This window comes from Pseudomonas frederiksbergensis, assembly GCF_003732275.1.
GTDB classification, from domain to species: Bacteria; Pseudomonadota; Gammaproteobacteria; order Pseudomonadales; family Pseudomonadaceae; genus Aquipseudomonas; species Aquipseudomonas frederiksbergensis_H.
This window is the reverse complement of record NZ_MOBM01000044.1, coordinates 1-23,917: the sequence shown is the minus strand read 5'-3', so window position 1 is coordinate 23,917 and position 23,917 is coordinate 1. Positions and strand designations below refer to the sequence as shown.

Sequence of the window (23,917 nt, the reverse complement as noted above, 5' to 3'; positions counted from 1 at the left end):
GATACTCTCGACGGTCTCAGTTCACAGCGGACGTCGCTTCGACATGACGCGGCAAAGTTACCCGGATACGGGTGCCGCGTTGGCTTTGAACATCAGCCGGGCTGTCGATGGTGATTTGTCCATAATGCTCTTCAACGATGGAATAGACCAGTGCAAGGCCCAGACCGGTGCCTTCGCCAGGGTCTTTGGTGGTGAAGAAAGGTTCGAACAATCGGTCCATGATGCTCGAGGGAATACCGCTGCCTTCGTCTTCGACGATCAGATCGACCGTGTGTTCGCCGGCTTCGCTCTTGACTCGCACCGCACTGCCTGGAGGCGAGGCATCGCGTGCGTTTGAGAGCAGATTGATCAATACCTGGGCCAGACGCTGCGGGTCGCCTTCGACCCAGTGATCGGGGTCGCACAGGTTGTAGAACTGTACTTCGAAATTGCGCCGGTTCAGGGCCAGCAGGCCGATGGCGTCCTGGGCCACTTCCGCCAGACAGACGGGCTCGTCGCTGTGCTGATGACTGCCGGCGTGGGCGAAGCTCATCAGCGACTGAACAATGCGTGATACGCGTTTGGTCTGCTCGAGAATTTGCCCACTGATCTCCGTGAGTTCGGCATCCTCCTCACGCTCTTCGCGCAAGTTTTGCGCGAGACAGGCAATGCCGGTGATCGGGTTGCCGATTTCATGAGCCACGCCGGCTGCCAGTCGACCGATGCTGGCCAGGCGCTCGGAGTGCACCAGTTTGTCTTCGAGCATCTGGGTTTCGGTCAAGTCTTCCACCAGCAGCACCAGGCCGCTGTTACCTGGCGCCAACGGTTCATCGATCGCCGCTTTGTGCAGGTTCAGCCAGCGGGTCTGGCCGTCGAGGGCCAGGTGTTGTTTGTGCAAATGCTCGTCCGGCAAATTGATGAAGCCCTGCAGCAGCTCTTTCCACGGATCGGCAATGGTACTCAGGCGCGAACCAACCACACGCTGCGCGGCGATTCCGGTCAGTTCCTCCATGGCTTTGTTCCACATGAGGATTTCCTGATCCTTGGCCAGCGAGCACACGCCCATCGGCAATTCCTGCAAGGTCTGGCGGTGGTAGCGGCGCAGGGCATCGAGTTCGGCGGCAAGACCGGTGAGGCGCGAGTGGTAGTCCTCAAGGCGGCTTTCGATGAAGTGGATGTCTTCGGTGACGTAGTTTTCGCCGCCAGCCTTGTAGGGCAGGAAGGTTTCGACCATGTCCTGCGCCACGCTCGGCCCCATCAGGCCGGAGAGGTTGGCTTCGATACGGTCACGCAGGCGGCGCAAGGCGTATGGCCGGCGTTCATCGAACGGCAGATAGAGGTCACGCAGCGCCTGTTCGACTTCTTTCTGCGCGGCCTTGGCGCCCAATGGTTTTGCAAGCTGTGTGGCAAATTCCTGGGGCGAGGCGGCATGCAGTTCGCGGCGTTGCGGGCGACGAACGTTGTCCACCGCGCAGGCTTCGGCGGCGCTGGCCTCTTCGGGGCTGGCGTTGGTGAACAACGAGATCAGGGTGAACATCAGCACGTTGGCGGCCAGCGAGGCGATTGCTGCCATGTGCCAACTGGTGTCGTCCAGCACGTAAATCATGTTCAACAGCGGAATGTAGAAGCCTTGCAGATTGCCGACCAGCGGCAGCAGCATGGTCACCAGCCACACCAGAATCCCCGCCAACAGGCCTGCGATGAAGCCGCGACGGTTGGCGGTCGGCCAGTACAACACCGACAACACGCCCGGCAGGAACTGCAACGTGGCGACGAAGGCGACGATGCCGAGGTTGGCCAGATCCTGCTCGGCACCCAGCATCAGGTAGAAACCGTAGCCGGCCATGATGATCGCGACGATCAGCGCCCGGCGGGTCCATTTCAGCCAACGGTAAATATTGCCTTCGGCCGGCGGCTGATAGAGCGGCAGCACCAGATGGTTCAGCGCCATGCCGGACAGCGCCAGCGTGGTGACGATGATCAGGCCGCTGGCCGCCGACAATCCGCCGACATACGCCAGTAGCGCCAGGGCTTTGCTGTTGGCGGCGATGCCGATGCCCAGGGTGAAGTATTCCGGATTGGTCGTGGCGCCGAGTTTCAGCCCGGCCCAGAGAATCAGCGGTACGGCGAGGCTCATCAACAGCAGAAACAGCGGCAAACCCCAGCTCGCACTGACCAGCGAGCGCGGGTTGAGGTTTTCGGTAAAGGTCATGTGGTACATGTGCGGCATCACGATCGCCGAGGCGAAGAACACCAGCAGCAGCGTGCGCCACGGGCCTTCCTGCAAAGGCGTATGCAGGGCGGCGAGGGCGGTCTGGTTTTGCAGCAGCCACAGCTCCAGCTGCTGCGGGCCGTCGAACACGCCATAAAGCGCATACAGACCGACGCCGCCAATCGCGATCAGTTTGATCACCGACTCGAAGGCAATCGCAAACACCAGGCCTTCATGTTTCTCGCGGGTAGCGATGTGGCGCGAGCCGAAGAAAATCGTGAACAGCGTAATCAGTGCGCAGAAGCTCAAGGCCACGCGATGCTGCACCGGCTCGCGGGTGAGGATGCTGATGGAATCGGCCACTGCCTGAATCTGCAACGCCAGCAACGGCAGCACGCCGATCAACATGAAAATTGTCGTCAGTGCGCCGGCCCAGGTGCTGCGGAACCGAAACGCGAACAAGTCGGCCAGGGACGAGAGCTGATAAGTGCGGGTGATTTTCAGGATCGGGTACAACAGCACCGGTGCCAGCAGAAAGGCCCCGGAAACCCCGAGGTAGCTGGACAGAAAACCGTAGCCGTACTGATAGGCCAGGCCCACCGTGCCGTAAAAAGCCCAGGCACTGGCGTAAACGCCCAGCGACAGGGTGTACGTCAGCGGGTGGCGAATGATCGCCCGAGGGATCATGCCCCGTTCGCTGATCCAGGCCACGCCGAACAGCACCGCCAGGTACGCGGCGCTGATCAGGATCATCTGGGTCAGGCTAAAGCTCATCGGCATCTTTTTGGCTCTGCAGAATGAAGGTCACGACAATCAGAATCAGCCAGAGCAAATAAGGGCGATACCAGGCGCCCGTGGCGTCGATCCACCAATCCATGATGGCCGGGGAGAACAGATAAATCCCCACTACCAGGAGCAGGACCAAGCGATAGATGTACATCCCGGCCTCTCTTTTTATGCGCGTGCCCGAAAACGTGCGGCGATGGTAACGGATGGGCGCGCCACTGCAAGTGGCATCACTGCAGTTGCGCTTCAGGCAACGTCAGTGTGCGCGGGATCAGCGATGCATCCCAGTGGGCAATTCCCCAGTTCAGCACTTCCCGTGGCGTGGCGTCATTCAGTTCGATCGCAGGTTGGTGCCCCAGCGCCCGCAGTGCGCGCAGCAACAGCGGCGTGGCCTGATCTTCGGTCAGCGGCGGCGAGCGATAGGATTTGCCGAGTTTGTGGCCGTCCGGCTGGGTAATCAGCGGGATGTGCAGGTAGCGTGGTTGCGGCAGGCCCAGCAGTTCTTGCAGATAGAGCTGGCGCGGCGTGGAATCCAGCAAATCGGCGCCTCGTACGATATCGGTGATGCCTTGCCAAGCGTCGTCCAGCACCACCGCCAATTGATAGGCGTAGAGCCCGTCGCGGCGACGAATCACGAAATCGCCGACTTCCCGGCCCAGGTGTTGACGGAACTCGCCCTGCACCCGGTCGATGAAGTGGTATTCCAGCTCCGGTACACGCAGGCGGATCGCGGCGTTCTCGGTGCCGTGCCCCGCATTGCGGCAGAACCCGGGATAGATGCCGTGATACGGCTCCAGTTGCTTGCGCGAGCAGGTGCAGGCGTAGGCCAGGCCTTGATTGAACAGGCGATTGATGACTTCGTCATAGGCCGCGTGCCGCTCGCTCTGTCGGACCATGTCGCCATCCCACTCGAAGCCGTAGCTTTCCAGGGCCTTGAGAATCGCCGCCTGAGCGCCGGGTTCTTCCCGTGGCGGATCAAGGTCTTCCATGCGCACCAGCCAGCGACCGCCGACCGAACGGGCGTCGAGATAGGAGGCCAAGGCTGCGACCAGCGAACCGAAATGCAGATGCCCGCTGGGTGTGGGAGCGAAACGCCCGATGTAGAGAGGGGAAGTCGTGGCAGTCATGGACGAATGTTACTTTCTCTGGTCGTGCGCAAGTCCCTGTGGGAGCGAGCCTGCTCGCGAAGGGGTCATCAGCTCCAACATTAGCGTTGCCTGACACACCGCATTCGCGAGCAGGCTAGCTCCCACAGGTTTTCTGCCGAGGCGAAATTCAGAAACAAAAAACGGAGCGTTCGCACGCTCCGTTCTTCGTTCAAGTCGCAAAGATTACTTGCCGACTTGCTTTTCCTTGATTTCCGCCAGGGTCTTGCAGTCAACGCACATGTCGGCGGTAGGGCGGGCTTCCAGTCGCTTGACGCCGATTTCGACGCCGCAGGACTCGCACCAGCCGTATTCTTCGTCTTCGATCAATTGCAGGGTTTTGTCGATTTTCTTGATCAGCTTGCGCTCGCGGTCGCGGGCGCGCAATTCGAGGCTGAATTCTTCTTCCTGGCTGGCACGATCTGCCGGGTCAGGGAAGTTGGCCGCTTCGTCTTTCATGTGATCAACAGTACGGTCGACTTCCTGCATCAAGTCCTGTTTCCACTTGTTCAGGATCTTGGTGAAGTGAGCGCGCATGGGCTTGCCCATGTACTCTTCGCCCTTCACTTCTTTGTAGGGTTCGAAGCCGCTGATCGACTGGTTCTGCTGTTGCTTTGCTTGGGTGGGCATGAAATGGACCGCCTCTACTCTTGTAATCCATTGCGCAGGATTGCTCCATCACCGACACCTGCCGGCCCTGCGGCTGCAAGCGGGCGAACTTACCAGATCAAATCGGACCGCGCTACTCCCGGATGTCGAGCCCGCGGCCCGTGGCGCTTGCAAAAGATTGCAAAGCCTTGCCTGGTGGCTCTGGAGACCTGATCAATTATTGATTTTAGTCAAACCTGGAGCATACGCTTGAACCGTTTGAGACCAGCGTTATATGGGCTCTGACCGCTTTAGGTTCTCGCTCGTTCCTGCGCTTGGGTAGAATCGATTCTTTTCCCGTTGTAAGGAAGGCTAATGGCTCTGTCCTACAGTGCGCGCAGTCGCGCTATCGAACCATTTCACGTTATGGCCCTGCTGGCGCGGGCCAACGAGCTGCAAGCAGCCGGCCACGACGTGATTCACCTGGAAATCGGCGAGCCGGACTTCACCACCGCCGAGCCGATCATCCAGGCCGGCCAAGCCGCGCTGACGGCGGGGAAGACCCGTTACACCGCTGCCCGCGGCATTCCCGAGCTGCGCGAGGCCATTTCGGGGTTTTATCAGCAGCGTTACGGGCTGAACATCGATCCGCAACGCATTCTCATCACGCCCGGCGGTTCAGGCGCGTTGCTGTTGGCCAGTGCATTGTTGGTGGACCCAGGCAAGCATTGGCTGCTGGCAGACCCGGGTTACCCGTGCAACCGGCACTTCCTGCGGTTGGTGGAAGGCGCGGCGCAACTGGTGCCGGTCGGCCCGGACGTGCGTTATCAGCTGACTCCGGACCTGGTCGCACGTCACTGGGATCACGACAGCGTCGGCGCCCTGGTGGCATCGCCGGCCAACCCGACCGGGACCATCCTGACCCGCGACGAGTTGGCCGGGCTCTCTGCAGCGATCAAGGCCCGCCACGGCCATTTGGTGGTCGACGAGATCTACCATGGCCTGACTTACGGCACGGATGCGGCCAGTGTGCTGGAAGTCGATGACAGCGCCTTCGTCCTCAATAGTTTTTCCAAGTATTTCGGCATGACTGGCTGGCGCCTCGGTTGGCTGGTAGCGCCAGAAGCGGCGGTCGGTGAGCTGGAGAAGCTCGCCCAAAACCTCTACATCAGCGCGCCGAGCATGGCCCAGCACGCCGCCTTGGCTTGCTTCGAACCCGCCACCATCCAAATTTTCGAGGAGCGCCGCGCCGAGTTCGGCCGACGTCGTGATTTCCTGCTGCCGGCCTTGAGGGAGTTGGGGTTCGGTATCGCTGTAGAACCGGAAGGTGCGTTCTACTTGTACGCTGATATCAGCAAATTCGGCGGCGATGCCTTCGCGTTCTGCCGGCATTTCCTCGAAACCGAGCACGTTGCGATTACGCCTGGCCTGGACTTCGGGCGCTATCAGGCCGGGCATCATGTGCGGTTTGCCTACACCCAAAGTCTTCCACGCTTGCAGGAAGCGGTTGAGCGTATCGCTCGTGGTTTGCGGAGCTGGCAAGGCTGATGCGTTTTCATCCTCCCCTCGAAGAAGGTCGCTTGATTCGTCGCTACAAACGTTTTCTTGCCGATATTGAAACCGTTAGCGGCGAGTTGCTGACCATTCACTGCCCTAACACCGGTTCGATGCTTAATTGCCAAGTCGAAGGCGGGCAGGTCTGGTTCAGCCGTTCCAATGACCCCAAGCGTAAGCTGCCCGGCACCTGGGAAGTCGGGGAAACCCCACAGGGGCGGCTGTTTTGCGTAAACACCGGGCGCGCCAACGGTTTGATCGAGGAGGCGTTGCGGGCCAATGTCATCACCGAGCTGAACGGCTTTACCGAGCTGAAGCGCGAAGTGGCCTACGGTCAGGAAAGCAGCCGTATCGATTTCCGTCTCGATTACCCGAGCGGGCCAGCGTATGTGGAAGTCAAAAGCGTCACCCTGGGCTTCGATGGCTCGTTGGTGGCGGCGTTTCCCGATGCGGTGACCCAGCGCGGAGCCAAGCATTTGCGCGAGTTGGCGCATTTGGCCCGGGACGGGATTCGTGCCGTGCAGTTGTATTGCGTGAACCTGACCGGCATCGACTCCGTGCGTCCTGCTGAAGAAATCGATTCGGCCTACGCGGCGGCGTTACGCGAAGCGGTGGCGTGTGGGGTCGAAGTGCTGGCGTATGGCGTGCATTTGACCCACGAAGAGATGGTGGTCGATCGGCGGCTGGATGTTTTGTTAAACGGTTAGAGCGTGACCCAGATGCCTTGCTCGTCTTCGCGGCAGGGGATGGTGGTCAGGGATTGCCCGGCGCAAGGACCGGCAACGCATTCGCCGTCTTCGATCAGAAACAGTGCGCCATGGGTGGCGCACTGGATCAGACTGTTGCTGGGGTCGAGAAACTGGTCGGGTTTCCATTCCAGTCCGACACCCCGGTGCGGGCAGCGATTTTCATACACATACACCCGACCGCCCCGGCGCACGGCCAGGAGCTTCTGGCCGTCGACGTCGAAACCGCGACTGCTGGCATCGGCCAATTCGGCCCCCGCGCAAAGAAACTTCATGTCTATCCTCAAGTCCCACGGCTCGTGACCCGATATGTCCGAGCTTGACGTTCAAATGCAAGCAATCATCAAATGGCCGCTCGCCCACAGGGCGACTGCCGGATGCCGAGGATACTTGGCCTGTCATCTCGATGCCCGGGAAACCTTTAAAGGAAGCTGTTTATGCGCCTGAGTACCCGCGTTGCTGCGTTCTGTGCGTTCTATCCCCCCGGTACGACAGGCCAATGATCTTTCTGGTTAAACCCCGTGCGTTGTTCATTGGCCTGAGCCTGTTGTGTTTGCTGGCGATCTGGTTGTCGCTGGCGTTGGGGCCGGTGAGTCTGCCGTTGTTCGACACGTTGCGCGCGGCGTTGCGAGTGATTGGTTTACCAATCGCGCCCGACGGGCTGGAGCAGGCCGAGCTGATCCTGGGGCAGATTCGCTTGCCGCGAACCTTGCTGGGCTTGGCCGTGGGCGGCGTGCTGGCGCTGTCCGGCGTGGCGATGCAGGGCTTGTTTCGCAACCCTCTGGCCGATCCGGGGTTGGTGGGGGTGTCCAGTGGCGCGGCATTGGGCGCAGCCATCGCAATTGTCGGCGGTTCGGTGTTCGGCGGTCTGCCTGAATCCTTCGGCCCTTATCTGTTGTCGGTGTGCGCGTTTATTGGTGGGCTGGGTGTGACGGCGCTGGTTTATCGGCTCGGGCGGCGCAATGGTCAGACCAACGTCGCCACCATGCTGCTGGCCGGTATTGCATTGACTGCCCTGGCCGGTTCAGCGGTCGGGCTATTCACCTATCTGGCGGATGACGCGACCCTGCGTACCCTGATGTTCTGGAACCTGGGCAGCCTGAACGGCGCCAGTTATTCGCGACTTTGGCCGTTGCTGCTGGTGAGCGCCGGTGTGGCGCTGTGGTTGCCGCGTCGGGCCAAGGCCTTGAATGCAATGCTGCTGGGGGAGTCGGAGGCTGGTCATTTGGGTATCGACGTCGAAAGCCTCAAGCGCGAATTGGTGTTTTGCACGGCGCTGGGGGTCGGCGCGGCAGTCGCGGCGGCGGGGATGATCGGGTTTGTCGGACTGGTGGTGCCGCATCTGGTGCGGTTGCTGGCCGGCCCCGATCATCGGGTGCTGTTGCCGGCGTCGGTATTGGCAGGGGCCAGTCTCTTACTGTTTGCCGATCTGGTGGCGCGACTGGCCCTGGCGCCGGCCGAGTTGCCGATCGGGATCGTCACGGCCTTCATCGGCGCACCGTTCTTTCTGTATCTACTGCTCAGAGGGCGCGCCTGATGTTGCGAGCGCAGAACCTGCAAATCCGGCGCGGTCGAAAGATTGTTCTCACAGACATCACCCTTGAACTCAAACCGGGCGAAGTCCTCGGCGTGCTGGGCCCCAACGGTGCCGGCAAAAGCACTTTGCTCGGCGCCCTATGCGGCGAATTGCATGCCGACCACGGCAGTGTCTGGCTCGATGAGCGCGAGCTGAGGCATTGGGCCGGGGCGCAGCGAGCCCAACGATTGGCGGTGTTGCCGCAGGTGTCGACCCTGGACTTTGCCTTTCGCGTCGAAGAAGTGGTCGGCATGGGCCGTCTGCCTTATCAAAGCGGCCGGGTCCGGGATGACGAGATCGTCGCCGCCGCGCTGCATGCGGCCGATGCGCGGCACCTGAGTGGTCGCAGCTATCTGGCGCTGTCTGGCGGTGAGCGTCAGCGGGTGCATCTGGCACGGGTCCTGGCGCAGCTCTGGCCGGGGGCGGCGGGGCAAACGCTATTGCTCGATGAACCGACATCGATGCTCGACCCGCTGCATCAACACACCACGCTGCAAGCGGTGCGCGAGTTCGCCGATCGTGGTGCGGCGGTGCTGGTGATCCTGCATGATCTGAACCTGGCGGCACGCTATTGTGATCGTCTGTTACTGCTCGAAGGTGGGCGTCCCGTGGCGCTGGATACGCCGGAGCAGGTATTGCGTCCGGAACCGCTCAAGGCCGTGTTCGGGCTGGAAGTACTGGTGCAACCGCACCCGGAGCGTGGGCATCCGTTGATCATCGCCCGCTGAGCATTCCATCGAGGTGAGAACATGCGTGTGATGGTGATCCTGGCTGTGCTGTTACTGAGTGCTTGTCAGCATGTGCCGGTGGTACCGCCACCCGTCAGCGGTGAGATCCGGGACCTGCGCAGCGGTCAAACCCTGACCGCGCAGGAACTGCTTGCACGGTTAGCCAAGCCTTCGCGGTTGATCGTCGGCGAGCAGCATGACAATCGTGATCACCATCAACTGCAATTGTGGTTATTACAGGCACTGGGTGAGCGGCGCCCCCAAGGCAGTTTGCTGCTGGAAATGCTCACGCCGGATCAGCAAGCGCGCGTCGATCACGTCAGGCACTCTTCACCGCTACCCGCTGACTTGCCCAATGCATTGGCCTGGCAATCGGGTTGGGACTGGAATCTGTACGGGCCGATTGTTGGTTTTGCCCTGACTCAGCCGTACCCGTTGCTGGCGGCCAATCTGGATTCGCTTGAAGTCCGTGCTGTCTATGTCAAACCGCCGACATTGAGCGGTTCGCGCTCCAACGCCCCGATGGTCAAGGAGGCGTTGCTGGCACAAATCAGCGATTCCCACTGCGGCTTGCTGCCCACATCGCAAATGCCCGCGATGCTGGCCGTCCAGCAGCAGCGTGATCGGCGGATGGCCGGGCGATTCCTGGCCGCACCGACGCCTTCACTGCTGTTTGCCGGCGCGTACCACGCACGCAAGGATGTCGGGGTGCCGATCCATGTGCTGGATCTGGGTGGACCTGAAGCGCCAACGGTATTGATGCTGGCAGAGGAAGGTGCTGAGGTCACGCCGGTCATGGCCGATTACGTCTGGTATACGCCCGCCACGCCACCGCAGGATTACTGCGCGCAAATGCGTAAACAGTTCGGCAAGCAGTCAGGGCAGTAAAACCTGGCAAGTTTCCACAGGCAAAAAAAGACCCGGCAAGAGCCGGGTCAAATAACCGTGATTAGCCTGATGAGGAGATAATCTGAGAGTCCGAACCAAGGGCTTTTCAGAATATCGACCAGTCTCGCGACCAGTTGTGATAATCATAGCGATTCTCATTACCAAGTCAACCGCTGATTTTTAATTTCTGTGGATCTCACCAGTTCCCTTGGTGAAGGCCCTGCAATCATTAGTCTTCAGGCTGTGTGTAAGCGTAATTACCTATTCAAATCTTGTGGCGTGACGAGATAGCGTCCAGCTGTTTGTTCAAGGCTTCCTTGCGTTCGGCGGGAATGTCGTTCCAGTGAACATCCATCAATGCGCCTTCGATCGCATACAACAACACCTTGGAAGCCCGAAAACCGCGCGTGCGCACAGCCCGATAAGCATCCACAGCTCCCAGCCGACGCAAGTCCGAGGCACTGTGGATGCCCACGGCATGCAGCCATTGCGCCGACGTCTTGCCAAGATTTTTCAGGTGTTGCAGTTCATCATTCATCAAGCCTCCTTGCGACAGCCGAACGGTGCGTGGGCGAGCCTCTCAGCAGTGTAGCCATCAGTAAGAAAAGCGTGATTGTTTGGTCGGTTTCGACGCAAAAGCTTCTAAGAAGCGGGCTCAAGAAGCGGCGTGAAAAGGCTGCGAGTGCCGTCGGAAGACGGGCGGAGGATTGAGTTTCAGGGTAAAAAAGTACAGAGTCCGGCGCAAAGCAGGGGCGCCGGACTTGATAGAACGTCGCTTTCAGTGGGTGCGATAACGCAGTCGCGTCCCGAAATTCATCGACATCAGAATCTCATCGGCACTCAGCTCAGGCGGAAAGTAGGCGCCTGAGATCTGCGCGTGAGCCAGGCTCGCACCTTCCAGGGACGAGTTGCGAAAGTCGATACCGCGCAAGTCGGCAGAGCGGAAATAGGCATCTGTGAAGTCAATACCGTCGGCGTTCAGCTCACGAAGATCGAGACCACGGAAGTCGCCACCGACCATGTCGATAGGTCCATCTTTCGGGCGTTCATTGTTAAAGCCTGTGATGTCGTCTTTGTGCAGCAAGGCATAAAGCGGGGTGTCGAGAAGTTTCGGCTGGCTCATGTCGCATCACCTGATGGTTTTATGACGCCAGTATAGTGCCACTATTTGACGGCCGTGAAGCCGGTAAAGGCTTCACGGTTGAAATAGTTTCTTACAGGCCTGGCAGACGTTGGCGAATCTGCGCAACGACGGTATCGAGCGTGCCGCTTTCATTGGTCTGGACGCGTTTACTGCAGAGGATTTCTGCTGGCGTCAGGGCCTCGCGGCTGGCTTGCTGGGCGGCGATAACGGTCAGGTTGGCGTCGGACGGATCGTTATTGTCTGCTTGACGTTGCTTCAACCAGCTCTCGATCACCGCTTGCGGTGCGTCGCAGTCGAGGATCAGGAACGGCGCGCCCGTGGCTTCGGCGATTTTTGCCGCGCCATCGCGTTGGTCGCGCTTGAGGTACGTGGCATCGACCACCACCGGAAAACCGGCCCGCAGAATCACACCGGCAACTTCATGCAGACGGCTGTAGGTGGCAGCGCTGGCGTCAGCACTATAGATGCCGGCCTGCGGGTCATTCGGTACGGTTTGCTCGCCGAACATACGCTTGCGTTCGACATCGGAACGCAAGCGAATGGCGCCCAGCGCTTCCACCAGGCGCATGGCCACGTGACTCTTGCCGACAGCGGAAACACCATGAGTAATCGCCAGGAAGCGCAAAGGAATGGTGCTATAGCTTTCCGCTAGGTTGGCGTAGTTGCGGTACTGACGCAGGGTGGTGGCGCGCTGCACCGGATCGGCCTCGGCGGGCATGCTGAACAGGCTGACCTTGGCGCGAACCAGTGCGCGGTAGGCTTTGTAGAAGTTCAGCAGCTCAAGGCCCTGATAGTCGCCGGTCAGTTCCAGGTATTGGCTGATGAAACGGCGCGCCAGGCACTTCAGGCCACGGTCTTCCAGGTCCATGGCCAGGAAGCCGGTATCGGCGTAAACGTCGGTGAAGCGGAACGGTTCGTTGAACTCGATGCAGTCGAAGATCACCACGTTGCCGTCGATGACGGTGGCGTTGCCCAAGTGAATGTCACCGTGGCATTCACGAATGAAACCGTCGGCCTTGCGCTGGGCGAACAGCGGCTTGAGGCGTTCGAAGCTGCTTTCGGCCCAGGCTTGCAGCGCCTCGAGTTGCAGCAGATCGGCCTTGTCGCTGAGGAACGGGCGGATCTGTTCGAAGTTCTGCCGTACCGGCGCCATGACGCTGTCCGGTGTGCCAGCTTCATGTTCGGCAGGTACTTTCGGCGCGCTGAGGTGGAATTGAGCGATCTGCGCGGCCATCTCGTCGATGTGCGTGGTGGTCAATTCACCGTTGGCTTGCAAGGTGCTGAGCAATTGGCTTTGTGGGAATTGACGCATTTTCAGGGCGTAATCGACAACCGGACCATCGCCACCCAGTTGTGGCGCCTCGGCGCTACCAGTGATCGGCAACACTTCAAGATACAAATCATGGGTCAGGCGCTGGTTCAGGCGCAGCTCTTCAGCGCAGAAATGCTCGCGAGCCTGGAGGCTGGTGAAGTCGAGGAAGCCGAAATTCACTGGCTTCTTCACTTTATAAGCATAGGGGCCGGTGAGCAGCACCCAGGAAATATGGGTTTCGATGACCTGAAACCCTTCTACGGGATGCGGGTAGAGGGCCGGGTTTTGCAGGGCAGCGATCAGGGACTGGCTCACAGGCGATCCTTCAGAGTCTGGGGAAAATTCAAGGCCGTCATTATGGCCGCAAGTCCGCCCGACGCAAACCTCAGCGGGCTTCTGTTGAGGATGAATAAAGTGCGTATAATCCGCCGCCATGACTCGTACTCGATCCCCCCGCACCCCCAAAAAACCACCTTCCAAGGGCCTGCGCCCCTGGCTGGGCTGGGCCCTTAAACTCAGCCTGGTCGGCCTTGTGGTGCTTGCCGGGTTCGCGGTTTACCTCGACGCTGTGGTCCAGGAGAAGTTCTCCGGCAAGCGCTGGACCATCCCGGCCAAGGTGTACGCGCGCCCGCTTGAACTGTTCACTGGCCAAAAGCTGAGCAAGGAAGACTTCCTCACCGAGCTCGATGCCTTGGGTTACCGACGCGAAGCCGTCAGCAACGGCCCCGGCGCGGCGGCGGTCAATGGCAATACCGTCGACTTGAATACCCGAGGCTTCCAGTTCTATGAAGGCATGGAGCAGGCCCAGCCCGTGCGTGTGCGCTTCTCCGGCGATTACGTGGCCGAGCTCTCGGCGACCAACGGTTCGAAGCTTTCTGTGGTGCGACTGGAACCGCTGCTGATCGGCGGGATTTACCCGAAAAACCTTGAAGACCGCATCCTGATCAAGATCGATCAGGTTCCGCCGTATCTGCTCGAAACCCTAGTTGCCGTAGAAGACCGGGACTTCTACAGCCACTGGGGTGTATCGCCGAAGTCGATTGCCCGAGCCATCTACGTCAACACCTCGGGCGGCAAGATGACCCAGGGCGGCAGTACGCTGACGCAACAGTTGGTCAAGAACTTCTACCTCACCAGCGAACGCAGCCTGACCCGTAAGCTCACCGAAGCCATGATGGCGTTGTTGCTTGAGCTGCATTACGACAAGCGCGAAATTCTTGAGGCTTACCTCAATGAAGTGTTCGTCGGCCAGGATGGTCAGCGCGCGGTGCATGGTTTCGGTCTGGCCAGCCAATTCTTCTTCGGGCAGCCATTGTCCGAACTGAAACTGCATCAAGTCGCTTTGTTGGTGGGCATGGTCAAGGGGCCGTCCTATTACAACCCGCGTCGCAACCCTGAGCGGGCGCTGGAGCGGCGCAATCTGGTGCTCGATGTTCTGGGTGAGCAAGGCGTTGCCACCGCCGAGCAGGTTGAGGCGGCGAAGAAAATGCCACTGGGTGTGACCACTCGCGGCAAGTTGGCCGACAGCTCGTTCCCGGGCTTCCTCGACCTGGTTAAACGTCAGTTGCGCGAAGACTATCGCGACGAAGACTTGACCGAAGAAGGTCTGCGGATCTTCACCAGTTTCGACCCGATCCTGCAGATGAAAGCCGAAGCGTCGGTCAACGACACCTTCAAGCGTCTGTCCGGGCGCAAAGGGGCCGATGAGGTTGAGGCTGCGATGGTCGTGACCAATCCGGAAACCGGAGAAGTCCAGGCCATGATCGGCAGTCGTCAGGCGAGTTTTGCCGGCTTCAACCGGGCGCTGGATGCGGTACGACCGATCGGGTCGTTGATCAAACCGGCGGTTTATCTGACAGCGCTTGAGAAGCCGAGCCAGTACACGCTGACCAGTTGGCTGTCAGACGAATCCTTCTCGGTCAAAGGCGCGGACGGTCAGGTCTGGAAACCGCAGAACTATGATCGTCGTTCCCACGGTACGGTGTTCCTTTATCAAGGGTTGGCACATTCCTACAACCTGTCGACCGCGCGTCTCGGGTTGGCGGTGGGTGTACCGAATGTCCTGAAGACCCTGGCGCGTCTGGGGGTGAGTCGCGAGTTCGCGGCGTTCCCGTCGATGTTGCTGGGTGCCGGTGGCTTGACCCCGATCGAAGTGGCGACCATGTACCAGACACTGGCCAACGGCGGATTCAATACGCCGATGCGCGGGATTCGCAGCGTGCTGACCGCCGAGGGCGAACCGCTCAAGCGTTATCCGTTCCAGATTCAGCAGCAATTCGATCCAGCGTCCATTTACCTGATCCAGAGCGCCATGCAACGAGTCATGCGTGAAGGCACCGGTAGTTCGGTTTATAACGTGTTGCCGAAAACCCTGACCCTGGCCGGCAAGACCGGTACCAGTAACGATTCGCGGGACAGCTGGTTCGCCGGTTTCAGTCAGGATCTGCTGGCAGTGGTCTGGCTGGGGCGCGATGATAACGGCAAGACGCCGTTCACCGGTGCCACCGGTGCGTTGCAGGTCTGGACCAGTTTCATGCGCAAGGCCGATCCGCTGCCGCTGGACATGCCGCAGCCGGACAACATTGTTCAGGCCTGGGTCGATTCGCGCACCGGGCAAGGTTCTGAAGGCAGCTGCCCAGGCGCGGTGCAGATGCCGTATATTCGCGGCAGCGAACCGCCTCCCGGTGCTGCTTGCGGTGGCGAAAGTCCAGCTTCCGGCGAATCGGTGATGGATTGGGTCAAGGGCTGGATGAATTAAGCAAAGAGGGTTTCAAGTGAACAAGTGGTTGATTCCAGCGGTTACCGCCGTGGCTTTGCTCAGCGGTTGCTCCACCGTACAGCGCGGTTCGATTCCGGTTGTGGATTCCGGCAGCGCCGTTTCGAACAGTGAACGGATACAGACAAATGGCGGTTACCGTCAGACGACGGTAAAACGTCCTGTGCAAGGCCAGACTCAGGCAATCCCGCAAGGCGACACTGGCGTTGTGGTGATGGTGCCGGGTGGTGGCGCGGTTTCCTCGGCCCCGATCAGCACTTCGCCGATTACCCCTGGCCCGATCACTCCGGGGCCGATCGATACCTCGCCGGTCCAGTCGGCACCGATCAACCAGGGCAGCTACAGCATGCCATCGACGCCGAGCGGGATTCCTTCGGCGAGCTCCGGCGGGCTGTCTGCCGATGAGCAGTTGGACGGTCCAGTCCTGGCGTTGTTGACCACTGCCCAGCAGCAACAGGCCAGCGGCGACCTTAATGGCGCATCCTCCAGTCTCGAGCGCGCCCAGCGTGTCGCGCCGCGTGAGCCGCAAGTGCTTTATCGCCTGGCCCAGGTGCGCATGGCTCAAGGTGATGCGGCACAGGCCGAGCAATTCGCTCGTCGTGGTTTGACGTTCGCCAGTGGTCGTCCGGCCCTTCAGGCCAGCCTGTGGGAATTGATTGCCCAGGCTCGTGAGAAGCAGGGTGACTCCGCCGGTGCAGCGTTGGCGCGTCAGAAGGCCAAGGTTTCGCTGTGATGGATGCACGCTTCCCGAAGATTGCCGAGCAGTTGCTGTTGATCGAACGCGAACTGCGTGTCCAGGGCTGGTGGGACGAAGTCGCGCCGTCCGCTGAGGCGCTATCCAGCGTCGAGCCGTTTTCGGTGGATACGCTGGATTTCGAGCAATGGCTGCAATGGATTTTCCTGCCGCGGATGAAGACTATCCTTGAACAGGATCTGCCGCTGCCCAACGCATCGGGGATCCAGGAGATGGCCGAAATGGTCTTCGCCGCCCGTAACGTCCAGGGCAAGGATCGGCAGCTTCAGGTCTTGCTCAAAGAGTTCGACCTGTTGATCACCGCCTCTCGCTAACTCCGCTCCGTTGTAGGAGCCGTAGGAGTTGTCGAGTGAAACGAGGCTGCGATCTTTTGATTTTGTTTTTAAAAGCAACGTCAAAAGATCGCAGCCTCGTTGCACTCGACAGCTCCTACAGGTACCTACATGCAGTTTTTCGCAATCTGTTTCTGTGCTTCGGTGATGCGCTCCTGACGTTGTTGGTCGGTAAGGCGGCGCGTCTCACCGTCGACATCCTCCCGTAGTCGCGGATTATTCTGCAGTTGAGCCAGGTTCGTACGGGCCTGTTCGCAGAATACCTTTAGCTGGGCTTGCTGCTCGGCGACCTGCTTTTTCACTTTGTTGTCGATGGCCCGTTGATCGCCTATGACGTTGCTGCGCGTTGGCGTACTTGGTTTGCCGACGGGCGGGGCGGGCGTCACCACGAGGGTGGGCTCCTGGCCTGGGGGCGGTTGCGCATCGAAATGGGTAACGCCCTGGGCATCGACCCATTTATAGATCTGACCCGCCATGCACAAAGGGCTCAGGCTGATCAGCAAGCCGGCGGTGAAGAAGAACGTTCGCATGCCATTTCCTTGTCATGGGTGCGCAATCGAAGCTAACACAGTTGCGGTTTAAAGGTTTTTTCTTGCGTTCTCATGCGCTTAGTTCGAATAAAGCACATTGACGGCTTGACTTGCGATGGGCGAAACAGAAGAATCCAAAGTCCGCTGTAGAGGGACTGCCAGAAGCAGACCCACTCGGTAGATCATGAGGCGCACATCCGCGCCGACCTGTTACACCCGCAACGCGTTACCTCGCGCTGGGTGGGAAAGGCCCGCAACACTTGGGACGATCCCAATACTTGCTCAGTCAGTGCTGACGTAGTCGGCGACCACCGTCGCTCATGCTCTGCCGAGAAGTAAACCTATTAAGACCCGTCCTCTTTGAATGTGGGCGGTATTCTGGCGTTTTAGAGGTGAACAACGTGGAGCTTTTATCTGGCGGTGAGATGCTCGTCCGCTTTTTGCGTGACGAAGGCGTCAAATATATCTACGGGTACCCGGGTGGTGCTCTTCTTCATGTCTATGATGCCTTGTTCAAAGAACCGGAAGTGACTCACATCCTGGTTCGTCACGAGCAGGCTGCGACCCATATGGCCGACGGCTATGCCCGTGCCACCGGTAAAGCCGGTGTGGTACTGGTAACCTCCGGCCCGGGCGCAACCAACGCCATCACCGGTATTGCCACTGCCTACATGGACTCCATTCCGATGGTGGTCATTTCCGGCCAGGTGCCTAGCACCATGGTAGGCACCGATGCATTCCAGGAAACCGACATGATCGGTATCTCCCGGCCGATCGTGAAGCACAGCTTCATGATCAAGCATGCGTCGGAAATCCCGGAAGTCATGAAGAAAGCGTTCTACCTGGCGCAATCCGGTCGTCCTGGTCCGGTCGTTGTCGATATCCCGAAAGACATGACCAACCCGGCCGAGAAGTTCGAATACATCTTCCCGAAAAAAGCCAAGCTGCGTTCCTACAGCCCGGCCGTTCGCGGTCACTCCGGGCAAATCCGCAAGGCAGCTGAAATGCTCCTGGCGGCCAAGCGTCCTGTGCTTTATGCAGGCGGCGGCGTGATTCTCGGTGGTGGCTCCGCGCCGCTGACCGAACTGGCGAAGATGCTCAACCTGCCAGTGACCAATACCCTGATGGGTTTGGGTGCCTACCCTGGCACCGACCGTCAGTTCATTGGCATGCTCGGCATGCACGGCAGCTACACCGCCAACCTGGCGATGCACCATGCCGATGTGATCCTTGCAGTCGGCGCGCGCTTCGATGACCGCGTGATCAACGGCCCGGCCAAGTTCTGTCCGAATGCCAAGATCATTCACATCGACATCGACCCGGCTTCGATCTCCAAGACCATCAAGGCAGACGTGCCTATCGTCGGTCCGGTCGAGAGTGTCCTGACCGAAATGGTCGCGATCCTCAAGGAAATCGGCGAGACCCCGAACAAGGAGTCCGTTGCCAGCTGGTGGAAGCAAGTCGATGAGTGGCGCGGTGACCGCGGCCTGTTCCCTTATGACAAGGGCGACGGCAGCGTGATCAAGCCGCAGACCGTAATCGAAACCCTGTGCGAAGTGACCAAGGGCGACGCCTTTGTGACCTCCGACGTGGGCCAGCACCAAATGTTCGCCGCGCAGTACTACACGTTCAACAAGCCAAACCGCTGGATCAACTCCGGTGGCCTGGGCACCATGGGCTTCGGTTTTCCGGCGGCCATGGGCATCAAGCTGAGCTTCCCGGATGAAGACGTCGCCTGCGTAACGGGCGAGGGCAGCATCCAGATGAACATTCAGGAACTGTCGACCTGCCTGCAATACGGTTTGCCGGTGAAGATCGTCATTCTGAACAACGGTGTGCTGGGTATGGTTCGCCAGTGGCAGGACATGAGTTATGGCAGCCGCCACTCGCACTCCTACATGGAATCGTTGCCTGACTTCGTCAAGCTGGCCGAGGCCTATGGTCACGTTGGTGTGCGCATCACCGAATCGAAAGATTTGAAGTCGAAGATGGAAGAGGCGTTCGCCATGAAAGATCGCCTGGTGGTTATCGATATTTCGGTCGACACCAGCGAGCACGTCTACCCGATGCAGATCAAAGACGGCTCCATGCGCGATATGTGGCTGAGCAAGACGGAGCGTACTTAATCATGCGACACATTATTTCCTTGCTTCTGGAAAACGAACCGGGCGCTCTGTCTCGTGTAGTCGGCCTGTTCTCGCAGCGCAACTACAACATCGAAAGCCTGACCGTGGCACCCACCGAAGACCCGACTCTGTCGCGTCTGACGCTGACCACTGTCGGCCATGATGAGGTCATCGAACAGATCACCAAGAACCTGAACAAGCTGATCGAAGTGGTAAAACTGGTCGACCTGTCGGAGAGTGCTCACATCGAGCGCGAACTGATGCTGGTCAAGGTCAAGGCCACCGGCGCCCAGCGCGCCGAGATCAAGCGCACCACCGATATTTATCGTGGGCAGATCGTTGATGTCAGCGCTAGCGTGTATACCGTTCAATTGACCGGTACCAGCGACAAGCTCGACAGCTTCATTCAATCGATCGGCACTGCCTCGATTCTGGAAACCGTACGCAGTGGCGTCACCGGGATTGCCCGCGGCGACAAAGTACTGAGCATCTAAACCAAATTAGCGAATGGCCTGAACGGCCAGGATATAGAGGGGAATTTCATGAAAGTTTATTACGAAAAAGACTGCGACCTGTCGATCATCCAGGGCAAGAAAGTTGCCATCATCGGTTACGGTTCCCAGGGCCACGCTCAAGCGTGCAACCTGAAAGACTCCGGCGTTGACGTTACTGTTGGTCTGCGTAAAGGTTCGGCCACCGTTGCCAAAGCCGAAGCCCACGGCCTGAAGGTGACTGACGTTGCTTCCGCCGTAGCGGCTGCCGACCTGGTCATGATCCTGACCCCGGACGAGTTTCAGTCTGCCCTGTACAAGAACGAAATCGAGCCGAACATCAAGAAAGGCGCCACCCTGGCCTTCTCCCACGGTTTCGCGATTCACTACAACCAGGTTGTGCCACGTGCTGACCTCGACGTGATCATGATCGCGCCGAAAGCTCCGGGCCACACCGTGCGTTCCGAGTTCGTCAAAGGCGGCGGTATCCCTGACCTGATCGCTATCTACCAGGATGCTTCGGGCAACGCCAAAAACGTTGCACTGTCCTACGCCGCTGGCGTTGGTGGCGGTCGTACCGGCATCATCGAAACCACCTTCAAGGACGAGACCGAAACCGACCTGTTCGGCGAACAAGCCGTTCTGTGCGGCGGTACCGTTGAGTTGGTAAAAGCCGGTTTCGAAACCCTGGTTGAAGCTGGCTACGCGCCGGAAATGGCCTACTTCGAATGCCTGCACGAACTGAAGTTGATCGTTGACCTCATGTACGAAGGCGGTATCGCCAACATGAACTACTCGATCTCCAACAACGCCGAGTACGGCGAGTACGTGACCGGCCCGGAAGTGATCAACGCCGAATCCCGTCAGGCCATGCGCAACGCCCTGAAACGTATTCAGGACGGCGAATACGCCAAGATGTTCATCAGCGAAGGCGCCACCGGCTATCCTTCGATGACCGCCAAGCGTCGTAACAACGCCGCTCACGGTATCGAAATCATCGGTGAGCAACTGCGCTCCATGATGCCTTGGATCGGTGCCAACAAGATCGTCGACAAAGCCAAGAACTAAGTCCCGAGCTTGTACGGAAAACGCGGCCTAGGCCGCGTTTTTTCGTTTGGATCCGCCGGTTCTGGTATAAAGCTGCATTGTTTGCGGCCGAACCCTCGTCCCAGACACCTGTCGAAACTTTCCACCCCGTTGCAAGGTAAATGTCCATGAGCGAACGTCCCGAAGAGCCAAAGCAGGCTTCTGACGCCGAAAGCCTTCTGCCCATCGATGAGCACATCGAAGAAGGGCATGACGCTGAAGGTCGTAAAGTCCGGCATCGTGGTATCTATCTTCTGCCGAATCTGTTCACCACTGCGAACCTCTTCGCAGGGTTCTATTCCATCATCAACTCGATGAGCGCCCAGAGTGCCTTGAGTGCCGGTGATGCTATCGGCGCGAGCAAATATTTTGCGTTTGCCGCGATCGCGATTTTCGTCGCCATGGTACTCGATGGCCTCGACGGTCGCGTTGCCCGTATGACCAATACCCAAAGCGCTTTCGGTGCCGAGTATGACTCGCTGTCGGACATGGTTGCCTTTGGTGTGGCGCCGGCATTGCTGGCATTCGGTTGGGCCCTGGGTGACATGGGCAAGGTCGGCTGGATGGTCGCCTTCATCTATGTGGCGGGGGCGGCATTGCGTCTGGCTCGTTTCAACACTCAGGTCGGCACCGCAGACAAACGTTACTTCATCGGTCTGGCCAGCCCGGCCGCCGCCGGTGTGGTCGCGGGCATTGTCTGGGCATTCAGCGACTACGGCATTCAGGGTTCCAAGATGTCGTTCCTGGTTGCACTGATGGTTGCCGCCGCTGGCATGCTGATGGTCAGTAACATCAAGTACAACAGCTTCAAGGAGCTGGACTTGAAAGGGCGCGTTCCTTTTGTCGCGATCCTCGCAGTGGTATTGGTATTCGCCGTTGTGTTCAGTGATCCGCCACGCATCCTGCTGCTGGTTTTCCTTGCCTATGCGGCTTCCGGGCCGGTGCAGTACCTTCTGCGCCTTCGTCGGCACAAAAAAGCCGAGTGATGTAATTTCCCTCATACTCCGCAGTCTATGGGTGCATCTGTCCTCCAAAGCTGCGGAGTTGTCATGCTGATCAAAGTCCCCAAAGCGTCTGACTGTCATGAGTCAGACGTCACGCCTGAATCCCTCTACTTTTCTCGTCGCAGTGTATTAGGTGCCGCCGTCGCCGGTTTGGCGGTGAGCAGTCTGCCGCGCTGGGCGAGTGCCGACGATGTTGCGCGTTATGCTGATGTCGAGCCTGGCAAGGCACCGTCCTGGTTTGCCGAAAAGCTTCCTTCTACCCAATGGGGGGCGGTCAACGTCAAAGACGAGGCGATCACACCTTTCAAGGATGCGACCCACTACAACAACTTCTATGAGTTCGGTACCGATAAAGGTGATCCCGCGGCCAACGCTGGTGCACTGAAAACCCAACCCTGGAGCGTGGTGGTGGACGGGGAGGTGGGTAAGCCGGGGCGGTATGCCCTGGAAGATTTCATGAAGCCTTATCAGCTGGAAGAGCGCATCTATCGTCTTCGCTGTGTGGAAGCCTGGTCGATGGTCATTCCGTGGATCGGGTTTCCTGTTTCGGCTTTGCTCAAGGAAGTCGAGCCGACTTCCAACGCCAGGTTCATTCGCTTCGAAACCTTGCAGGATCCCAAGAGTATGCCCGGGCAGCGTTCCGGCTTTGCCTTGATCGACTGGCCTTATGTAGAAGGGCTGCGTCTGGATGAGGCGATGAATCCGTTGGCGATTCTTGCTGTGGGCATGTACGGGCGTGAGTTGCCGAATCAGAACGGTGCGCCGCTGCGACTGGTTGTGCCTTGGAAGTACGGCTTCAAGAGCATTAAATCCATCGTGCGGATCACCCTGGTCAGCGAGCAGCCGAAAACGACCTGGCAGAGTATCGCCTCGGATGAGTATGGCTTTTATGCGAACGTGAACCCGACAGTCGATCACCCGCGTTGGACCCAGGCGCGGGAAAGGCGTTTGCCGAGCGGACTGTTCAAGCCCAATGTGCGGGACACGCAAATGTTCAACGGCTACTCGGATGAAGTCGCTTCTCTATATACAGGGCTCGATCTGCGGAAGAATTACTGATGCGATATCCGTTCTGGCGTATTGGCGTCTTCATCGCTGCAGCGATTTGGCCGCTGCTTTGGTTGTATCAGGCCTTGGGGGATGTGTTGGGGCCAGATCCGGGCAAGGTGCTGGTTGATCGTCTAGGGCTGGGTACGCTTGTCATGCTGCTCATTACATTGAGCATGACACCTTTGCAAAAGCTCACCGGTTGGCCGGGGTGGATAGCGGTACGGCGGCAGTTGGGGTTGTGGTGCTTCGCTTATGTGGTTCTGCACTTGAGCGGTTACACAGCGTTCATCCTTGGCTTTGATTGGTCGCAGCTGGGTATCGAGTTGCGCAAGCGGCCGTACATTATTGTCGGGGTCCTGGGGTTTCTCTGTTTGTTGGCATTGGCGGTTACCTCCAATCGCTACAGTCAGCGGCGTTTGGGTTCCCGCTGGAAGAAGTTGCATCGGTTGGTCTATGTGGTTCTCGGGCTCGGATTGCTGCATATGTTGTGGATCGTTCGTGCCGATCTGAAGGAGTGGGCGATCTATGCTTCTATAGGTGCGTTGTTATTGGTGTTGAGATTGCCGCCTGTAACCCGCCGGATTCCACGTTTAATGGCCAGAAAGGCACCTTCTGCAAGAAAAGCGTAATTAGAGGTTGACGGCAGATTCTGGAAGTCTATAATTCGCCCCACTTCCGGCGCAGTCGAAACGGAAAACTCCTTGGTAAACAAAGAGTTATGCGGTTTTCGACAGCGGTTACGCTTCAGTTCATCGAGGCCAGAAGGAGTTGGTAAGGCAGTGTGTTTTCGCCTTATTGACGGTTCGATCTTCTCGGTCGAAAGCGGAGAAAAAGAGGTGTTGACAGCAGCGAGTAACGCTGTAGAATTCGCCTCCCGCTAACGAGAGATCGGAAGCGCAAGTGGTTGAAGTTGCAAAGGAAACTTTGAAAACTTCTGAAAATAACCGCTTGACAGCAACAGAGGCTGCTGTAGAATGCGCGCCTCGGTTGAGACGAAAGATCTTAACCAACCGCTCTTTAACAACTGAATCAAGCAATTCGTGTGGGTGCTTGTGGAGTCAGACTGATAGTCAACAAGATTATCAGCATCACAAGTTACTCCGCGAGAAA

The 23,917-nt window shown here is 58.9% G+C and carries 24 protein-coding genes; 15 read left to right on the top strand and 9 right to left on the bottom strand.

The window, feature by feature from the left end:
* Nucleotides 1-16: 16 nt before the first annotated feature.
* From BK662_RS34410 to dksA, 4 genes are all read right to left on the bottom strand, one after another.
* Nucleotides 17-2,971: a sensor histidine kinase gene (locus BK662_RS34410; RefSeq protein ID WP_185047227.1), complete on the bottom strand. Its 2,955-nt coding sequence runs from the start codon at nt 2,969-2,971 to the stop codon at nt 17-19.
* Nucleotides 2,955-3,131, bottom strand: coding sequence for a hypothetical protein (locus BK662_RS34415; RefSeq protein WP_003176118.1), 177 nt, complete (start codon nt 3,129-3,131; stop codon nt 2,955-2,957). The genes BK662_RS34410 and BK662_RS34415 overlap by 17 nt, the downstream gene beginning before the upstream one ends.
* 76 nt (nt 3,132-3,207) lie before the next feature.
* On the bottom strand, nt 3,208-4,104 hold the full coding sequence (gluQRS, locus tag BK662_RS34420) for a tRNA glutamyl-Q(34) synthetase GluQRS (protein ID WP_123361266.1): 897 nt from the start codon (nt 4,102-4,104) through the stop codon (nt 3,208-3,210).
* Nucleotides 4,105-4,308: 204 nt separating this feature from the next.
* On the bottom strand, nt 4,309-4,752 hold the full coding sequence (gene dksA / locus BK662_RS34425) for an RNA polymerase-binding protein DksA (protein ID WP_030130357.1): 444 nt from the start codon (nt 4,750-4,752) through the stop codon (nt 4,309-4,311).
* Between the two features lie 333 nt (nt 4,753-5,085).
* Between dksA and BK662_RS34430 the strand changes: the two genes are divergently transcribed.
* On the top strand, nt 5,086-6,258 hold the full coding sequence (locus BK662_RS34430) for a pyridoxal phosphate-dependent aminotransferase (protein WP_052967680.1): 1,173 nt from the start codon (nt 5,086-5,088) through the stop codon (nt 6,256-6,258).
* Nucleotides 6,258-6,971: a DNA/RNA nuclease SfsA gene (sfsA, locus tag BK662_RS34435; RefSeq protein ID WP_123361265.1), complete on the top strand. Its 714-nt coding sequence runs from the start codon at nt 6,258-6,260 to the stop codon at nt 6,969-6,971. Before BK662_RS34430 ends, sfsA begins: the two co-directional genes overlap by 1 nt.
* On the opposite strand, the gene BK662_RS34440 is transcribed toward sfsA, so the two are convergent.
* On the bottom strand, nt 6,968-7,285 hold the full coding sequence (locus BK662_RS34440) for a Rieske (2Fe-2S) protein (protein ID WP_123361264.1): 318 nt from the start codon (nt 7,283-7,285) through the stop codon (nt 6,968-6,970). The two genes, sfsA and BK662_RS34440, sit on opposite strands and share 4 nt — an antisense overlap.
* Before the next feature lie 278 nt (nt 7,286-7,563).
* On the opposite strand from BK662_RS34440, the gene BK662_RS34445 reads away from it, so the two are divergent.
* The 3 genes from BK662_RS34445 to BK662_RS34455 are packed head-to-tail and all read left to right on the top strand — an operon-like array spanning nt 7,564 to nt 10,202.
* Nucleotides 7,564-8,547 carry a FecCD family ABC transporter permease gene (locus BK662_RS34445; protein WP_185047228.1) on the top strand — a complete coding sequence of 328 codons (984 nt, stop codon included), beginning with the start codon at nt 7,564-7,566 and terminating at the stop codon, nt 8,545-8,547.
* Nucleotides 8,547-9,314 (top strand): heme ABC transporter ATP-binding protein, encoded by a 768-nt coding sequence (locus BK662_RS34450; protein WP_123361262.1) that lies wholly within the window; start codon nt 8,547-8,549, stop codon nt 9,312-9,314. The genes BK662_RS34445 and BK662_RS34450 overlap by 1 nt, the downstream gene beginning before the upstream one ends.
* Before the next feature lie 21 nt (nt 9,315-9,335).
* The gene (locus tag BK662_RS34455) at nt 9,336-10,202 is read left to right on the top strand and encodes a ChaN family lipoprotein (protein WP_123361261.1); all 867 of its coding nucleotides are present in this window, start codon (nt 9,336-9,338) and stop codon (nt 10,200-10,202) included.
* Between the two features lie 265 nt (nt 10,203-10,467).
* Here BK662_RS34455 and BK662_RS34460 read toward each other — a convergent pair whose 3' ends face one another.
* The 3 genes from BK662_RS34460 to BK662_RS34470 all read right to left on the bottom strand — a co-directional run bounded on the left by BK662_RS34460 (nt 10,468) and on the right by BK662_RS34470 (nt 12,973).
* Nucleotides 10,468-10,740: a TfoX/Sxy family protein gene (locus BK662_RS34460; RefSeq protein ID WP_007902045.1), complete on the bottom strand. Its 273-nt coding sequence runs from the start codon at nt 10,738-10,740 to the stop codon at nt 10,468-10,470.
* Nucleotides 10,741-10,980: 240 nt separating this feature from the next.
* Entirely contained in the window at nt 10,981-11,325 is a 345-nt protein-coding gene (locus tag BK662_RS34465) for a pentapeptide repeat-containing protein (protein ID WP_123361260.1), read from the bottom strand.
* Between the two features lie 91 nt (nt 11,326-11,416).
* The gene (locus BK662_RS34470) at nt 11,417-12,973 is read right to left on the bottom strand and encodes a bifunctional aminoglycoside phosphotransferase/ATP-binding protein (RefSeq protein ID WP_123361259.1); all 1,557 of its coding nucleotides are present in this window, start codon (nt 12,971-12,973) and stop codon (nt 11,417-11,419) included.
* Nucleotides 12,974-13,091: 118 nt separating this feature from the next.
* Here BK662_RS34470 and mrcB point away from each other — a divergent pair, with 118 nt between their 5' ends.
* Genes mrcB through BK662_RS34485 form a run of 3 tightly spaced genes read left to right on the top strand, consistent with a single transcriptional unit; the run spans nt 13,092 to nt 16,502 of the window.
* Nucleotides 13,092-15,416: a penicillin-binding protein 1B gene (gene mrcB, locus BK662_RS34475; RefSeq protein WP_123361258.1), complete on the top strand. Its 2,325-nt coding sequence runs from the start codon at nt 13,092-13,094 to the stop codon at nt 15,414-15,416.
* Between the two features lie 16 nt (nt 15,417-15,432).
* Nucleotides 15,433-16,167, top strand: a complete 735-nt coding sequence (locus BK662_RS34480) for a tetratricopeptide repeat protein (protein ID WP_123361257.1) — start codon at nt 15,433-15,435, stop codon at nt 16,165-16,167.
* Complete coding sequence (locus BK662_RS34485; protein WP_123361256.1) at nt 16,167-16,502, top strand: YqcC family protein; 336 nt, start codon at nt 16,167-16,169, stop codon at nt 16,500-16,502. Before BK662_RS34480 ends, BK662_RS34485 begins: the two co-directional genes overlap by 1 nt.
* Before the next feature lie 125 nt (nt 16,503-16,627).
* On the opposite strand, the gene BK662_RS34490 is transcribed toward BK662_RS34485, so the two are convergent.
* On the bottom strand, nt 16,628-17,050 hold the full coding sequence (locus tag BK662_RS34490; RefSeq protein ID WP_123361255.1) for a DUF4124 domain-containing protein: 423 nt from the start codon (nt 17,048-17,050) through the stop codon (nt 16,628-16,630).
* A 401-nt stretch (nt 17,051-17,451) separates the two neighbouring features.
* Between BK662_RS34490 and BK662_RS34495 the strand changes: the two genes are divergently transcribed.
* The 7 genes from BK662_RS34495 to BK662_RS35070 form a co-directional block, all read left to right on the top strand.
* The gene (locus tag BK662_RS34495; protein ID WP_123361275.1) at nt 17,452-19,176 is read left to right on the top strand and encodes an acetolactate synthase 3 large subunit; all 1,725 of its coding nucleotides are present in this window, start codon (nt 17,452-17,454) and stop codon (nt 19,174-19,176) included.
* Nucleotides 19,177-19,178: 2 nt separating this feature from the next.
* Nucleotides 19,179-19,670 (top strand): acetolactate synthase small subunit, encoded by a 492-nt coding sequence (ilvN, locus tag BK662_RS34500; protein ID WP_003176102.1) that lies wholly within the window; start codon nt 19,179-19,181, stop codon nt 19,668-19,670.
* 48 nt (nt 19,671-19,718) lie between these two features.
* Nucleotides 19,719-20,735: a ketol-acid reductoisomerase gene (gene ilvC / locus BK662_RS34505; protein WP_007948647.1), complete on the top strand. Its 1,017-nt coding sequence runs from the start codon at nt 19,719-19,721 to the stop codon at nt 20,733-20,735.
* 146 nt (nt 20,736-20,881) lie between these two features.
* Nucleotides 20,882-21,739, top strand: coding sequence for a CDP-diacylglycerol--serine O-phosphatidyltransferase (gene pssA / locus BK662_RS34510; RefSeq protein WP_008006914.1), 858 nt, complete (start codon nt 20,882-20,884; stop codon nt 21,737-21,739).
* 63 nt (nt 21,740-21,802) lie between these two features.
* Nucleotides 21,803-22,816: a protein-methionine-sulfoxide reductase catalytic subunit MsrP gene (gene msrP / locus BK662_RS34515; RefSeq protein WP_123361254.1), complete on the top strand. Its 1,014-nt coding sequence runs from the start codon at nt 21,803-21,805 to the stop codon at nt 22,814-22,816.
* Nucleotides 22,816-23,436, top strand: a complete 621-nt coding sequence (gene msrQ / locus BK662_RS34520; RefSeq protein WP_123361253.1) for a protein-methionine-sulfoxide reductase heme-binding subunit MsrQ — start codon at nt 22,816-22,818, stop codon at nt 23,434-23,436. The genes msrP and msrQ overlap by 1 nt, the downstream gene beginning before the upstream one ends.
* Nucleotides 23,437-23,707: 271 nt before the next feature.
* Nucleotides 23,708-23,917 (top strand): hypothetical protein (locus tag BK662_RS35070; protein WP_221179123.1); only part of this gene is annotated, 210 nt, incomplete at its 3' end.

Excerpts from the sequence above, each read along its gene's own strand:
- pssA (WP_008006914.1), top strand. The coding sequence starts at position 20,882 with ATGAGCGAACGTCCCGAAGAGCCAAAGCAGGCTTCTGACGCCGAAAGC.
- msrP (WP_123361254.1), top strand. The coding sequence starts at position 21,803 with ATGCTGATCAAAGTCCCCAAAGCGTCTGACTGTCATGAGTCAGACGTC.
- dksA (WP_030130357.1), bottom strand. The coding sequence starts at position 4,752 with ATGCCCACCCAAGCAAAGCAACAGCAGAACCAGTCGATCAGCGGCTTC.
- sfsA (WP_123361265.1), top strand. The coding sequence starts at position 6,258 with ATGCGTTTTCATCCTCCCCTCGAAGAAGGTCGCTTGATTCGTCGCTAC.
- BK662_RS34440 (WP_123361264.1), bottom strand. The coding sequence starts at position 7,285 with ATGAAGTTTCTTTGCGCGGGGGCCGAATTGGCCGATGCCAGCAGTCGC.
- BK662_RS34465 (WP_123361260.1), bottom strand. The coding sequence starts at position 11,325 with ATGAGCCAGCCGAAACTTCTCGACACCCCGCTTTATGCCTTGCTGCAC.
- msrQ (WP_123361253.1), top strand. The coding sequence starts at position 22,816 with ATGCGATATCCGTTCTGGCGTATTGGCGTCTTCATCGCTGCAGCGATT.
- mrcB (WP_123361258.1), top strand. The coding sequence starts at position 13,092 with ATGACTCGTACTCGATCCCCCCGCACCCCCAAAAAACCACCTTCCAAG.
- BK662_RS34485 (WP_123361256.1), top strand. The coding sequence starts at position 16,167 with ATGGATGCACGCTTCCCGAAGATTGCCGAGCAGTTGCTGTTGATCGAA.
- ilvC (WP_007948647.1), top strand. The coding sequence starts at position 19,719 with ATGAAAGTTTATTACGAAAAAGACTGCGACCTGTCGATCATCCAGGGC.
- BK662_RS34430 (WP_052967680.1), top strand. The coding sequence starts at position 5,086 with ATGGCTCTGTCCTACAGTGCGCGCAGTCGCGCTATCGAACCATTTCAC.
- BK662_RS34460 (WP_007902045.1), bottom strand. The coding sequence starts at position 10,740 with ATGAATGATGAACTGCAACACCTGAAAAATCTTGGCAAGACGTCGGCG.
- BK662_RS34455 (WP_123361261.1), top strand. The coding sequence starts at position 9,336 with ATGCGTGTGATGGTGATCCTGGCTGTGCTGTTACTGAGTGCTTGTCAG.
- ilvN (WP_003176102.1), top strand. The coding sequence starts at position 19,179 with ATGCGACACATTATTTCCTTGCTTCTGGAAAACGAACCGGGCGCTCTG.
- BK662_RS34450 (WP_123361262.1), top strand. The coding sequence starts at position 8,547 with ATGTTGCGAGCGCAGAACCTGCAAATCCGGCGCGGTCGAAAGATTGTT.
- BK662_RS34415 (WP_003176118.1), bottom strand. The coding sequence starts at position 3,131 with ATGTACATCTATCGCTTGGTCCTGCTCCTGGTAGTGGGGATTTATCTG.
- BK662_RS34490 (WP_123361255.1), bottom strand. The coding sequence starts at position 17,050 with ATGCGAACGTTCTTCTTCACCGCCGGCTTGCTGATCAGCCTGAGCCCT.
- BK662_RS34410 (WP_185047227.1), bottom strand. The coding sequence starts at position 2,971 with ATGCCGATGAGCTTTAGCCTGACCCAGATGATCCTGATCAGCGCCGCG.
- gluQRS (WP_123361266.1), bottom strand. The coding sequence starts at position 4,104 with ATGACTGCCACGACTTCCCCTCTCTACATCGGGCGTTTCGCTCCCACA.